Here is a 13963-nt window from a genome sequence, read left to right on the forward strand (position 1 = left end):
CTAATAAAGGAGTCTTTTATTAATTGTAAATTTCAGAATTATCATTTGACTTTAAGGAGCTTCTTTTTTATATTAGTAGGTATAACTATAACTACTAAAGAGGTGAGAGTATGACAACGGCATTATATTTAGAAGATGCATACAAAACGAGTTGCGAAACAGAAGTGATAAAAGTAGAAGGGAATAAAGTATTTGTAAAGGAAACAGTTTTTTATCCAACTGGTGGAGGGCAAGAATGTGATACGGGTGTCATTGTACAAGATGGGTCTGTATTTGAAGTTGAAAAAGTAAAGAAGGAGCAAGGAGAAATAGTTCACTATATAAAAGACGAAGCACAAGTAAAGTTAGGTCCAGTTAAATTAGAGATAAATTGGGAAAGACGTCATAATTTAATGCGTCATCACTCTTTACTGCATCTTATCGGAGCTGTTGTTTATGAAAAGTATGGAGCTCTATGCACTGGAAATCAAATTTATCCTGATAAAGCACGTATCGATTTTAATGAGTTACAAGAGTTATCGAGCGTGGAAGTAGAAGAAATTGTTGAGGAAGTGAATAAACTTATTAAGCAAAATAAAGAAATTTCCACTCGTTATATGAGCCGCGAAGAAGCAGAAAATGCTGTAGGAATGATTAAAACAGCAATAAATCTCCTACCAACTACCATCCAAGAAATCCGCATTGTTACAATTGAAAATTTAGACGAACAAGCTTGTGGAGGCACACATGTGAAAAATACGAGTGAAATAGGAACACTTGTTATTGATAAAGTAAAAAGTAAAGGGAAGCAAAATCGTCGTTTTGAAGTAAGGGCGATTTAGATTGTGAGGGGTTACCGATGGATAAAATTATAAAGGAATTACAAAAGTTAGGATTTTCCCAGTATGAATGTAAAGCGTATATTGGACTACTAAAACATTCCCCAGTAACAGGCTATGAAGTGAGTAAACAAACAGGAGTACCTCGTTCTATGATTTACGAGGTACTCGGTAAGTTAATGGATAAAGGAGCAGTGCATATTGTACCTTCTGAACCAGTTAAATATGTACCAGTACCAGCTACCGAATTAATGAATCGAATGCGAAAAGACTTTGAAAAGTCCTTTGAATTTTTAGATGAGAAATTAAATTGTTTAGAACAAGAGCGACAAATAGATGTAATTTCGCATATTCGTTCAAATGATCGTGTTTTGAAAGAAATATGCAATATAATTAGTAGAGCTAAGGAAGAGTTATGGGTTTCTGTATGGGAAGAACAAGTGCATGAAATTGAACCATACATTCATCAAAAGGAAGAGGAAGGCGTACATATATTTTCAATCTTATTTGGAGCTCCAGAAACAAAAATAGGAGCGACATTTCACCATAATTATATGACGCCCCACGTTGTTGAAAAGAGAATGGGTGGTCATTTAACTGTTATTGCTCGTGATGGAGAGGAAGTATTAATTGCGAACTTCTCAAATGATAGCACTTCATGGGCCGTTACAACGTATGACCCAGCGCTAGTTCTCGTTGCTACAGAGTATGTGCGGCACGATATTATGGTTGAAGAAATCACAAAGGAATTTGGAGCTGATAAGTTAGATACGTTATGGCGTGAAAATATAGATTTAGTTCATGTCGTAACAGGAAAACGAACTTTAGAAGGAATGGAGGATGATAGAGATGAGTAAAGCTGAGGCACATGTAGCTTTGCAGAGCGATGATACATTTCAGCAAGGAGTAAAAGATTGTTTACCAACTGTATTTGGTTATTTGAGCATCGGTATAGCAGCTGGTGTAATTGCAAAAACAGCAGGTTTTTCTATCATTGAAATTGCATTTATGTCGACTTTAATTTATGCAGGTTCTGCCCAATTTATATTAGCTGGTATGTATGCAGCCGGTGCTCCTGCTTCCGCAATTATTTTTACTGTGTTTTTTGTTAATTTACGCCATTTATTAATGAGTGCTGCCCTCGCGCCGTACTTTACGAAACTACCTCTATTAAAAAACGTCATTATTGGTTCGCAAATTACAGATGAAACGTTCGGCGTCGCAGTGCAGCATGCAACGCAAAAAGGATATTTAGGCGAAAGATGGATGATTGGGCTAAATGTAACGGCTTATTTAAACTGGATTCTTGCTACTATCATTGGCGGGCTATTTGGTGAGTGGATACCAGATCCACATACATACGGGATGGATTATGCATTACCAGCGATGTTTATCGGATTATTTGTACTTCAGCTCATAAGTAGTAAACCAAAGCTAGCAATTCATTTAAGTGTTGCAATTGTAGCAATTATTATCGCATACGTTTCACACCTATTTATGCCAGATAGTATAGCGGTTATTATCGCAACCTTACTAGCTGCGACGATTGGAGTGGTGATTGAAAAATGGAAATGAGATTAGACGTATTATTACTTTTACTAGCAGCAGGAGCTGTCACACTCGTGCCACGTATTTTACCTCTACTCGTATTTAGTAAACTACAAATTCCAGACTGGGGTTTAAAATGGTTAAATTACATACCAATTGCGATATTAGCAGCGCTTTTAGCACAAGTTTTATTTATGCATGAGACGATGCAGTGGGATTATCTTATTGCAGCAATTCCAACATTTCTTGTAGCGATATATACTCGTAGTTTATTAGGTACAGTATTAACGGGAGTGGTTGTGATTATTTTGTTACGTTTCTTTTTCTAAAAAGGATTACGCTCATATAATAGCGAAAAGTGTAATAACATGAAAAATATAGGGGTGGTGTTATGATACTTTTAACGATAGGAGCAATTTTGTTAACGTTGTTTATTTTCTTTATTATCGGTTTCGTTACGTTTATGATGTTTGTTGATAAGGCGACACCTCAAATATATTATACACCTTGTGAATCAGTGACAGTGAAAACTAAAGGTAAACATGGAAGGAAGAAAAGTTGAAAGTTGGCTTTTCTTCCTTCTTCTATTACATCCCCGAAATAACTAACAACAATAATCCAAATAAAAAACTAGTCAAGGAAAGAAAACCGATACATATGGAGAATACACGATTATTTTCCCATTCACGCCAGAAAGTTATAAAACCTAAAATACAAAGGAAAAACCAAATGGGTAGGAATAGGAACTCACTAATTTTCTTTGGAAGTAACGCATAAAAAGTTGATAAATATAAAATCCAATTTGTAAAAAATAAAATGCAAACGATAATAGATTGTAAGTAGAGGCGGTTGAAAAATATCCCTTTTTTTACGGTTATAAAAATGATAGTTAGCGCTGAGATAAAGGAAATGAGTATGAAAATAAGTAAGAGTAATGTAAGTGTCATTTACATCTCCTTTATAAGAGTGTTTTTTACAAGAAATGAATCTATTACATTATATGCTTGTTTTGTAGAGTGCCCGTTATATTTTTCAGTGTACGGATTTAGAAATCCATGTTCACCGTGTAGTTGTTTGATTTCTAATAAAGGATTCTTTTGTTGCTGCAATGTGTGAATGAAAGAGGATACTGAAAAACTAGATTCTTTTTCTGGGAATATAAGTAATGTAGCGCATGTAGGCTTTATGTGAACATAGTCGCGTATACGAGAACCGTAACATCCGATAATAAAATCTATTTTCGGATTGTTACTACATAGCCATGAGATGGTAGCTCCAACACTAAAGCCGATAAGTCCAATATGTGTATAACTACTAGAAAGATGAGAAATGAATGTTTCAATTTGCTTTTTTCCATCATCAAATCCAATATGATTTACAAAATGTTCATATGCTTTTTCTTCATCACGATAATGAAATGCGTGTTGTGATTGTAGAAGATTAGGACAGAATACATCTATATGAGATGAAGTAAAGTGCTGGGTAACGTGATGCATATGGTCGTTCACACCATATATTTCATGAACAATAACGAGAGCTAATTTTTCCTTCATAGTTATAAAGTACCTCTATGAAACTTAAATTCTTTCTCAACAAGGAAAATACGCAGATGGAAGTTTTCATACCATTGCTCACGACCTCTTTTTTTCGCTTCTTTATGTAAGGTGTTCTTCTTCCAATTTTCAATCGCATCAAGTGATTCCCAATAAGAAATTGTTATTCCGAGTCCAGAATTACCTCGTGCACTTTCTACACCTAAAAATCCAGGTTGTTGCTTTGCAAGTTTCTCCATTTCTTCGGCAACGGTATTATAGTCAGTTGTATTATTTGATAAATTAGAAGTGAATATAACTGCATAATAAGGCTTGTTTTTTTCTAAAGTAGATGCCATTATTTTTCCTCCTTAATGTATAGTACGAATAATTAATCCATAGTTTGTATTTTAGCAGGTCACAAAAAGAAAAGAAGTAGAAAATTCTTATTTTTTCAGCTCATGTAAAATAAAGGGTTGAAGAAATTTATAGTAAGTAATCTGAAAGAAGAAAAATGCCACTTCAAAAGAGAAGTGGCATTTCTTATATTTCCTCTAAGCTATTAACTGGAACAGTTAATTCGCGTTCTGGGTTTTTTACTTCATATATGCGGGCGGTTTCATTGCTTTCATCGACGTGTTGAATCATAACAGGCATGCCTTGAAAACTGACATTGGCTTGCTCTGCTGACACAGAAAGCTCTATTGCACGTTGTATATTCATTTATATTCCTCCCATCATTATTATCTTTGCTAAAAAAGAGGAATAATATACCATTTAGAGACATTCTTAAAGTTTTTGTATTATTTGTAATGTTTCTTTAATAAATGAAGTGAAGATGGAATCAGGATAGGACTGTACGATTTCATATGCTTCTGTTACTTCTTCAAGAGCTCTTTTTTTATCATTAAGTTTCACATAACAAAGAGCGCGATATGCCCCAGCTGTTGTAAGTCGTGCGTGATCAAGTGGATGGTTTATATAATCTGGTATGATAGCGCGTTGCAATGTTTTTAAAGCTTCTTCGTATTGTTTTAAACCATACAAAGCTTTTCCTTTTTCAAGATAATATGATCCATCATCTTGAAAAATTGGCTCATCTTTTAATTTTTCTCGAAATTGTTCTAAATGTTCTAATGCAACTGTATATTCATTAGCAATTGTGTTGTAGTAGAAAGCTTTTAAAAGATCAATAACCGCCGCAGAGAAATTATCTTCTGTAAAAATGGCGAATTGCTCTGATTTTTTTATGTAATGTAAATATTGTTCTTTATCAGCCGTGATTACTTTTTGATAAGATAAAATACGATAAAATTCATCTGTTTTATAATATACTTGATGCTTTTTTGAAAATGCAAGTGCATCTAAAATGACACTTTCACATTGTTCGTAATCACCACATGCAAGAAAAATAATTGCTTCATATAAATATAATTCGATATGTATAATGAGATCCATTTCTAAATGTTTCTCTTCATAGTCATTTCGGATACTAGCTATAAGTTGTAAACATTCAGCATATTTTTTACGTGTGAATATCGTAAAGGATAATTTTAATTTTGTTTCCGTACTATCCCGGTATAACGTATATTTCTCAAAAATAGAAGTAGCCTTTTCAACGTAATATTCAATATTGTAATCTTTCATTTTAGCCGCAGCTGTTACAAACTGTTTATATAAACGAGCAGTATTCAAAGTGGGAGGTAGCTCTTTTTGAACGATCGGTAGTAAAACCTCATATACTTCATCGTACTTGTTTGCTTTTATTAGTTTCTCCGTTTGTTGAATGAGTTCTACAATTTCTACATCATCATCTTCTAATAAAAAACTTGTTTCACATTCAAGTTTGTCAGCGATATATTGTAGTGTTTTCATAGAAGGTGTAGCTTTTCCATTTTCAATTTGACTTAGCATACTTTTTGTGAGTTCTGAACCTGCTAGATCAGTTTGAGTAAGCTTTTTTTCTTTTCGTAACGTTTTAATTTTTTCACCGAGAGTAGCCATATAATTGCTCCTTTATAGTTAGAAAGTTAAATGTCATTAAACTTTTTGTTGTGAAAATTGGAAAGTTAATTATATAATAAGTTTAACACAATTTAACTTTTAAGGGGAGAGTGTCAAAAATGGGGGATATAAGTATAGGACAACATGATTCAAGAATGAAGATTGCAACGAGAAATATTATTTTAATGATAATTGGGAAAATGACGTCTTTGCTAGGAGCCGGTATTTATACGTTTGCAATGGGATTATACGTATTAAAGACTACGGGTTCAGGAATGGGGTTTGCAACTACGCTTATTTGCGGATCGATTCCAAGGCTAATCTGTGGACCGATTGCTGGTGCTGTAGCTGACCGCGTCAATCGAAAATGGCTTGTTATTGGCACTGATTTATTAAGTAGCTTAACGATGCTTATTATGTTTATTCTTGCTACTATATTTGGACCGTCACTTCTTTTTATTTATATTTCAGCAGCATTATTATCAATTTGTGCCAGTTTTTATTCTGTAGCATTAACTTCGTCTATTCCAAGTTTAGTAGATGAGGGGCGTATTCAAAAAGCGAGTGCTTTGAACCAGACGGCAGCTTCTTTATCAAATATTTTAGGGCCGATTATTGGCGGAGTTGTATTTGGTTTCTTTTCAATTCAGACGTTCTTTTTGTTAAATAGCATTACATTCTTTTTAGCGGTTGTTGTGCAATTATTTATCGTATTTGATTTATACAAAAAAGAAATGGCTGAAAGTAAAGAGCATTTCTTGACGAGTATAAAAGAAGGGTTTTCATATGTAAAAAGACAGCATGAAATATATGGTTTAATGAAAATTGCAGTAGGGGTAAACTTTTTTGCGAGTGCACTTTTCGTTTCACTTCCATATATTATTGTTCAAAATTTGCATCTATCTTCGAAGCAACTCGGTGTTGTAGAGGGAATGTTAGCAGTTGGGATGTTAATTGGTGCAATTGCGTTATCAGTACGTAAAGAAGTGAATAATCCGTTTCGTTCTGTTTATATTGGGTTGCTTTTATTTGCGGGCTTGAGTTTATGTACAGTGTTTCCATTAGTAGTCACCATCCCGAAAGTAGCAAGTTTTATTTACTATATCGCTTTTATGATGTTAACTGGTATATCAATGATGGTTGTAAATATCCCGATGCAAGTACATTTGCAAAAGACGACAGATCCAAGTTATTTAGGACGCGTTTTCGGCTTACTTGAAACAATTTCTACTGCAATCGCACCGCTCGGTATGATTGTGTATGGATTATTATTAGATATGTTGCCAACTAGCATTGTTATGATGACATTAGGCGGAGGTTTATTGTTAGTTGTATTAGTAGGAATAAAGAAGCATGTAATGAAAAAGCAAGTGGATGTGTCTGTCTAAAAGGCAATTTGACTTAATAAAATAAAAATGACCGAATTAGTATTTTAGTTTTTGAAACTCTTTTTCATGTATGTTACAGTATAGTGAGCAGGCAAAGAAAAGGAGACAACAGCATGAAAAAATTAAGTTTTGTTATGCTTTTTCTATTAGTCGTAATGGCTGGATGTAGCAATTATGACACATATATTGAAACAGGTATGCAATCATTGAAAGATGAAAAGTATAGTGATGCAACAATGTGGTTCGAAAAAGCAGAAAAAGAGAAATCAGGAAATGAAGCGAAATCATATAAAGAAGTTGCTGAGAGAATGGATCACGGAGCAACAGCATTAAAAGACGGTAAGTATTTAGAAGCGAAAGACATTGCAAATGAAGTGTTACAAAAGAAAAAAGATGATGAACTTGAAAAAGCTGTAACATCAAATGCAGAGAATATGCTTCAAAAAGCAAAAGATGTGGAAGAGAAAGTAAATGAAAGAGTGGCAAAGCGTAGAAAGGTAGAAGAAGAAGGAATTGATAAAATTATTAAAGCTGTCGATAGTATAGATGAAGTGAAAGAAAAAGAGAAGAAAGTATCAGAAGCATTAGATAAGGCTGAAGAGGCGCAAGCAAAAATTGAGGCAAAGAAAAATAAATAGATTTATAGTTTAAAAGGCTGTCGTGCATAACGACAGCCTTTTAATTTTTTGTTGCAAATGAAGTGATGCTTTGTAGTAAAAAAGAAATGATTTTAGAATTCCATCTGTCCTCATGATGAATCGTATAAATATTACGCTGAAATTCAAATTCAGGGATTGGTATATAGCATAGCTCATTTCGTTGTATTTCTTGCTCGATAGCAAGTTTAGAAATAAAGGCAATTCCATTACCATATTTTAAAATTTGTTTCATCGTTTCTAATGAGTCTAATTCAATTTCAGATTGGAATGTAATGTTGTGCGCCAACGTCCATTGTGTAAGTAAATCTCTCGTTGTAGATGGATTACGATGCAATAGTATGCGTTCCTTTTCGATATTTTGTAACGATACATTGTCTTTCTTTGAAAAATGATGTTCTTTGGAAAAGGCAAGAACAAGTGTATCGGGCATTATATTCGTTTGTTTTAAAAGTGGTTCATCAAATGGAGCAGCGGAAATTATCCCAAGATCGATTTCGTGATTTTGTAGCATCATTCGAATTTCAGGGGCTGTTTTCACTAGTAGCGTTATTTTTATATTGGGAAATTCGCATTGAAATTGATGAACGACTTCTGGCAAAAGATAAGTCGCTGGTACATAACTAGCGCCGATTGTTATAGCACCTTTATGAAAATCTTTAAACTCTTGCGTGACACGTCTAGCTTCTTTCATAAGCGCATCTATTTTACAAGCATAATGGTGCAAAGCCTCACCAGCCTCTGTTAAGAAATACCTTCCAGAACGTAATTCAAATAAAGACACACCGAGTTCTTCTTCTAAGCTTTTTATATGAAATGTAATAGTTGGTTGTTTAACGCCAAGTTTTTCTGCAACGATTGTAAGCTTTTTGTATTTCTTAATAAGTACTACAATTTCTAATTTTAAGAGATTCATTATGAATTGCCGCCTTTTTTATTTTAACTATAGAAAAAATCTATAGAAATAAATAGTTTATTAGAAGTTTTTTAATTTAATCTTTACAGTACATTAACATTGAGTATAAATCTTCCATATAGAATGAAAGCAGGTTAAGAATGAGGGGAGAGAGGTGAAGCAATGGATATTACAATTAGTGGATTAGAAAAGACATTTGGAAAAATACAGGCGTTAAAGCCGTTGCAGATTGTAATGAAACAAGGGGAATTCACTACACTTTTAGGACCTTCGGGGTGTGGGAAAACGACTTTGCTTAGAATGATAGCAGGACTTGAAGAACCGGATAAAGGAGAAATATATTTTGGAGACCAGTGCATGTATTCTGCTACAAAAAAGATAAAGACATCTCCTCATGAACGGAATATCGGTATGGTATTTCAAGATTTTGCTTTATGGCCGCACATGACTGTTTTTGAAAATGTTGCATTTGGTTTAAGGGCTACAAAGCAAACGAATCATTTACGAGAAAAAGTAGAAGATGCGATAAAGCGAGTTCGCCTGCAAGGTATGGAGAAACGGTATCCACACGAACTTTCTGGTGGACAGCAACAACGTGTCGCATTCGCTAGAGCAATTGTAACAAAACCTCACTTTATTTTGTTTGATGAACCGCTAAGTGCACTCGATGCAATTTTGCGAGAAGAAATGAGAATAGAGCTTATGGATATCGTTCATTCCATTGGTTTAACTGCACTGTATGTCACTCACGATCAAATAGAAGCAATGTCAATGTCAGACCAAATTATTGTCATGAAACAAGGAGAAGTATTACAAAAAGGAACACCGGAAGATATTTATGTGAAACCGTCTCATGAATTTGTTGCCAAATTTGTTGGTAAGGCGAATTGGCTTGTAGAGGGTGAAAAAATGATTCGTCCAGAGCATGTGAGTTGGACAAAAAATGATGTGTGCGAAATGTATACAGGTGAAATTCAGCACGTTACATATGTAGGAGAACGTTATGAAGTGAAAGTAAATATGGGGACTTTAGGCATCTGGACAGCCTATCACAATAGTAAGCTAAGCATCGGTAAACCAGTATCGTTATATGTGCCAAAAAAATGTATTCATCATATAGGGGGAGAATCGTATGAAGAAATTCAGTTCGCTTAAGTCTTTATTTGTATGTACTTTATTATTTTCGGCTGTAGTAACAGGGTGTAGTTCAAAGACAGGTAATGCAGATGCAAAAAGTAAAAATACGAATGAAAAGAAAATTGTTGTATATAGTGCAGGACCAAAAGGGTTAGCAGAAAAAATTCAAAAAGACTTTGAAAAGAAAACTGGTATAAAGGTGGAAATGTTTCAAGGGACAACTGGTAAAATTTTAGCGAGAATGGAAGCTGAAAAGAAAAATCCAGTCGTTGATGTAGTCGTACTTGCATCATTACCAGCGATGGAAGGATTAAAGAAAGAGGGTCAAACGTTAGCTTATAAAGAAGCGAAACAAGCTGATAAGCTGCGTTCTGAATGGTCAGATGATAAAGGACATTATTTCGGGTATAGTGCTTCAGCATTAGGGATTGTGTACAATACAAAAAATGTGAAGACAGCGCCTGAAGATTGGAGCGATATAACGAAAGGAGAATGGAAAGGGAAAGTGAATCTTCCAGATCCAGCACTTTCAGGTTCAGCTTTAGACTTTGTAACAGGATACGTGAAAAAGAATGGACAAGATGGATGGAATTTATTTGAGCAGCTTAAGAAAAATGAAGTTACAGTAGCAGGAGCAAATCAGGAAGCGTTAGACCCAGTTGTAACAGGTGCGAAAGATATGGTCATTGCGGGTGTTGATTATATGACGTATAGCGCAAAAGCAAAGGGTGAACCTGTTGATATTGTATATCCAAAAAGCGGAACAGTTATTAGCCCACGTGCAGCTGGGATTATGAAGGATAGTAAAAATGTTGAAGGTGCAAAAGAGTTTATTGATTATTTATTATCCGATGATGTACAAAAACAAGTTTCTAAAGCGTATTTATTGCCTGGTAGAACAGATATAAAAGCTGAAAATAGACCAAATGTAGAAGAGATTCCAGTATTAAATATTGATTGGAAAACAGTTGAGAAAGAGCAAGATGAAATAGGAAAACAATTTAAGAAAGTATTTCAATAAGATGGTGATTCCATGGTAAATCGATTCGTATCAGTAAGACAAGTTGGAATGACGGTAGCGTTATTACTTGTAGCGATGTTAATCGTCATTCCACTTTTTCTTATTTTATTTTCTAGTGTATATGAAAATAGTAGTTGGAACTTTTTAAAGCCTTTTGAAGTGATGCAGAGTGGTGGATTAGCGGGGATTTTTCTAAATTCGATGCTTCTAGGTGTACTCGTTGTAATAGGTGCTACAATATTTGCATTTCCATTGGCATTTATTATGAGCAAAACAGATGTAGGAAAGTATAGTAAGTTAGATATTGTTTTTATGATTCCATTTATGACACCGCCGTATATTGGATCGATGGGCTGGATTTTGTTCATGCAACCTAACGGCTATTTTGAACAATTTTTCCCGATGCTAAAGACAGTTTCATCATCGTTTTTTAGTTTAGGAGGTATGGTATTAATTATGAGTCTGCATTTATTCCCATTCCTTTATTTCATGCTGAAAAACACGTTACTTCAGATTGGGAGTAGTAAAGAAGAAGCTGCAGCAGTTCATGGCGGAAGTTTTTTCTATCGTTTAAGAAAAATAATATTGCCGTTATTAGTATCAAGTTATGTAATGGGTGCTTTACTCATTTTCGTAAAGACGATTGCTGAATTTGGAACACCGGCTACATTCGGACGTAGAATAGGATTCCACGTGTTAACATCAGAAATCCATAAATTTATTTCGAGTTGGCCAATTGATTTTAGTAGTGCAACAGCATTATCTTCTTTATTACTTAGTGCTTGTATGCTCATTTGGTATATGCAAAATGTATTGAATCGAAAGTATTCATATGCAATAGTTAGTGGAAAAGGTGTGAAATCTAAAAGATATACTTTGTCTATATTTACGCGCGTTGTAGCATGGATGTATGTAATTGGTTTATTAATCGTATCAATTGGAATTCCATACTTTTCTATACTTATTGCTTCTTTTTCAAAATTAAGAGGCGGCGGTTTACATGTAAATAACTTTACAACAAGTCATTATGAGGCATTGTTTACAATGGGGTCTCCGGGATTAGAGGCTTTATGGAATAGTTTTCTTTTTTCACTCGTAACAGCGATTATTGCGGTAATGATTGGAGTCTTTTTGGCACTTATGATTCGAAAGGGGAAAAAAACCTCTGAAAAATGGCTTGATATGTGCGGTATGTTACCGAATATGGTACCAGGAATCGTTATGGTTGTAGGTCTTATTCTATTTTGGAATTCACCATATATGCCTATGTCAATTTACAATACACCAGTCATGGTTATCGTAACGTATGTTGTGCTGTTTTTACCTTACACGGTGCAATATGTAAAATCATCACTCGGACAAATTGATGATTCTCTCATGCAGGCAGGAAGTGTTTTTTCTGGAAATTATATTTATATTTTTAGAAAAATAATATTGCCTCTTATTATCCCAGGCATTCTTGCTGGATGGGCGATGACATTTACAATTTCGATAAGAGAGTTAGTAGCATCGCTTCTCGTATTACCTCCATCAGTAGAAACGTCAGCAACGTTTATTTTTGCTCAATTTGAACAGGGTGAAGTATCTATAGGCATGGCGATGGCCGTTGTTTCTGTTGGACTTACAACAATATGCTTATTACTGCTACAACATATGGAGCAAAAGCGAAAAGGGGTAGTATGATGAGGGTAGAAGTATGGGGAGGAGCAGGAGAGTACGGTCGCTCCTGCTATTTTGTAAAAAATAAAGAGACGAAAATAGTATTTGATTGTGGTATTAATCGATCTTATGAGGATGGTTATCCAAAAATAGAGAGAGAAGCTGCTCCATTTTTAGATGCGGTATTTTTATCACATATTCATGAAGATCATACGATGGGTTTACCTTTATTAGCGAAGTATGGATATAAGAAAAAAATTTGGACGACTCGTTATACGAAGGAGCAACTGCCGTTATATTATGAAAAATGGAGAAACTATAATGTGATGCAAGGGTGGAATTTACCTTATAGCGACCAACACATAAAAGATTTAAATTATGTATGTATTGATGAGATTAGCAATCCAAATGAATGGGTACAAATTACTCCTACATTGCGGTTTCAATGGGGATATAGTGGGCATGTATTAGGAGCTGTTTGGTTTTTAGTTGATATGTGTAATACATACGTATTTTATTCAGGCGACTATTCAGCAGAGTCTAATATACTACGAGCTAATTTACCTGAGAAATTGGGCCACAATATAAAAGTTGCAATTGTAGATGCCGCTTATCACACAGAGGATGTTTCGCAAAATGAAAGATTAGACAATCTATGTGCAGAAATTGAACGAGTTATGCAAAATAAAGGAATAGCATTATTACCGCTGCCACAACTTGGTAGGGCACAAGATATAGTATTGTATTTATATGAACGATATAAAGAATTTCCGCTTATAGTAGATAAAGAAATTTTGGCTGGATTTGAAGAGATGTTCGTATATAAAGATTGGATAAAAAATAATGAAGAACTTAAATGGGTTATGGAGAGTTTAAAAAGAAACATAATAGTGATGGATAATGATATTAGTATGCAAAATAGTTACGGAATAGTTGTAATGAGTGATGCGAATATGCAAACGAAACGAGCGCAGTTATATTATGAACAACTTCGGAATGAAAAACGGAATGCCGTTATTTTTACTGGGCATATTGCGAAAGGGAGTTTTGCAGAAAAAGTTATGAAAGAGCATGTAAGGAATACATGTAGGGTGAATCGAGTTGCGTATAAAGTTCACCAAAGTATAAGAGACGTTAAAGAGATGTTAAATACATTATTACCAGAACATACGGTGCTAGTGCACGCTTTGAAAGAGGATACGGATCGATTACAACAAAAGCTAAGTACAGCAGGATATGAAAATGTATATTCACTTGCAATGGAACGTATAGAAGTCATTTGAA

17 protein-coding genes are annotated in these 13963 nt (G+C 34.5%); 11 read left to right on the forward strand and 6 right to left on the reverse strand.

The window, feature by feature from the left end; translation table 11 throughout:
• Nucleotides 1–110 precede the first annotated feature (110 nt).
• From C3Y97_RS08335 to C3Y97_RS08355, 5 genes are all read left to right on the forward strand, one after another.
• Complete coding sequence (locus C3Y97_RS08335; RefSeq protein ID WP_000205380.1) at nt 111–821, forward strand: alanyl-tRNA editing protein; 711 nt, start codon at nt 111–113, stop codon at nt 819–821.
• A 17-nt stretch (nt 822–838) separates the two neighbouring features.
• Nucleotides 839–1675 (forward strand): TrmB family transcriptional regulator, encoded by an 837-nt coding sequence (locus C3Y97_RS08340; RefSeq protein ID WP_000357819.1) that lies wholly within the window; start codon nt 839–841, stop codon nt 1673–1675.
• The gene (locus C3Y97_RS08345) at nt 1668–2393 is read left to right on the forward strand and encodes an AzlC family ABC transporter permease (RefSeq protein ID WP_000029974.1); all 726 of its coding nucleotides are present in this window, start codon (nt 1668–1670) and stop codon (nt 2391–2393) included. The genes C3Y97_RS08340 and C3Y97_RS08345 overlap by 8 nt, the downstream gene beginning before the upstream one ends.
• A complete protein-coding gene (locus tag C3Y97_RS08350; RefSeq protein WP_000425944.1) occupies nt 2384–2695 on the forward strand; it encodes an AzlD domain-containing protein in 312 nt (103 codons plus the stop codon). Before C3Y97_RS08345 ends, C3Y97_RS08350 begins: the two co-directional genes overlap by 10 nt.
• A gap of 62 nt (nt 2696–2757) precedes the next feature.
• Entirely contained in the window at nt 2758–2928 is a 171-nt protein-coding gene (locus tag C3Y97_RS08355) for a DUF3951 domain-containing protein (protein ID WP_000602243.1), read from the forward strand.
• Between the two features lie 25 nt (nt 2929–2953).
• Here the strand turns inward: C3Y97_RS08355 and C3Y97_RS08360 are convergent, their stop codons facing one another.
• The 5 genes from C3Y97_RS08360 to C3Y97_RS08380 form a co-directional block, all read right to left on the reverse strand.
• Nucleotides 2954–3313 carry a hypothetical protein gene (locus tag C3Y97_RS08360; protein ID WP_100655241.1) on the reverse strand — a complete coding sequence of 120 codons (360 nt, stop codon included), beginning with the start codon at nt 3311–3313 and terminating at the stop codon, nt 2954–2956.
• Complete coding sequence (locus C3Y97_RS08365; RefSeq protein ID WP_000660126.1) at nt 3314–3919, reverse strand: dienelactone hydrolase family protein; 606 nt, start codon at nt 3917–3919, stop codon at nt 3314–3316.
• Nucleotides 3920–3921: 2 nt separating this feature from the next.
• Nucleotides 3922–4257 (reverse strand): antibiotic biosynthesis monooxygenase family protein, encoded by a 336-nt coding sequence (locus C3Y97_RS08370; RefSeq protein WP_136363266.1) that lies wholly within the window; start codon nt 4255–4257, stop codon nt 3922–3924.
• Nucleotides 4258–4441: 184 nt separating this feature from the next.
• A complete protein-coding gene (locus tag C3Y97_RS08375) occupies nt 4442–4621 on the reverse strand; it encodes an H-type small acid-soluble spore protein (protein WP_001025733.1) in 180 nt (59 codons plus the stop codon).
• A gap of 66 nt (nt 4622–4687) precedes the next feature.
• Nucleotides 4688–5902, reverse strand: a complete 1215-nt coding sequence (locus tag C3Y97_RS08380) for a transcriptional regulator (protein ID WP_000212380.1) — start codon at nt 5900–5902, stop codon at nt 4688–4690.
• A gap of 119 nt (nt 5903–6021) precedes the next feature.
• On the opposite strand from C3Y97_RS08380, the gene C3Y97_RS08385 reads away from it, so the two are divergent.
• Together C3Y97_RS08385 and C3Y97_RS08390 are read left to right on the forward strand one after the other, a co-directional pair.
• Nucleotides 6022–7290, forward strand: a complete 1269-nt coding sequence (locus C3Y97_RS08385; RefSeq protein WP_000502470.1) for an MFS transporter — start codon at nt 6022–6024, stop codon at nt 7288–7290.
• 113 nt (nt 7291–7403) lie between these two features.
• Nucleotides 7404–7928, forward strand: coding sequence for a COG3014 family protein (locus C3Y97_RS08390; protein ID WP_000736442.1), 525 nt, complete (start codon nt 7404–7406; stop codon nt 7926–7928).
• A 40-nt stretch (nt 7929–7968) separates the two neighbouring features.
• Here C3Y97_RS08390 and C3Y97_RS08395 read toward each other — a convergent pair whose 3' ends face one another.
• Nucleotides 7969–8862: a LysR family transcriptional regulator gene (locus C3Y97_RS08395; protein WP_001050611.1), complete on the reverse strand. Its 894-nt coding sequence runs from the start codon at nt 8860–8862 to the stop codon at nt 7969–7971.
• A 162-nt stretch (nt 8863–9024) separates the two neighbouring features.
• On the opposite strand from C3Y97_RS08395, the gene C3Y97_RS08400 reads away from it, so the two are divergent.
• The 4 genes from C3Y97_RS08400 to C3Y97_RS08415 are packed head-to-tail and all read left to right on the forward strand — an operon-like array spanning nt 9025 to nt 13962.
• Complete coding sequence (locus tag C3Y97_RS08400; RefSeq protein ID WP_000355540.1) at nt 9025–10017, forward strand: ABC transporter ATP-binding protein; 993 nt, start codon at nt 9025–9027, stop codon at nt 10015–10017.
• Complete coding sequence (locus tag C3Y97_RS08405) at nt 9995–11020, forward strand: ABC transporter substrate-binding protein (RefSeq protein ID WP_000714684.1); 1026 nt, start codon at nt 9995–9997, stop codon at nt 11018–11020. Before C3Y97_RS08400 ends, C3Y97_RS08405 begins: the two co-directional genes overlap by 23 nt.
• A 12-nt stretch (nt 11021–11032) precedes the next feature.
• Entirely contained in the window at nt 11033–12703 is a 1671-nt protein-coding gene (locus C3Y97_RS08410; RefSeq protein WP_000248165.1) for an ABC transporter permease, read from the forward strand.
• Nucleotides 12700–13962: an MBL fold metallo-hydrolase gene (locus tag C3Y97_RS08415; RefSeq protein WP_033689189.1), complete on the forward strand. Its 1263-nt coding sequence runs from the start codon at nt 12700–12702 to the stop codon at nt 13960–13962. The genes C3Y97_RS08410 and C3Y97_RS08415 overlap by 4 nt, the downstream gene beginning before the upstream one ends.
• The last annotated feature ends 1 nt before the right edge of the window (nt 13963 follow it).

Origin of the sequence: Bacillus sp. DU-106 (assembly GCF_004799705.1) — a bacterium.
Taxonomy (GTDB): domain Bacteria; phylum Bacillota; class Bacilli; order Bacillales; family Bacillaceae_G; genus Bacillus_A; species Bacillus_A cereus.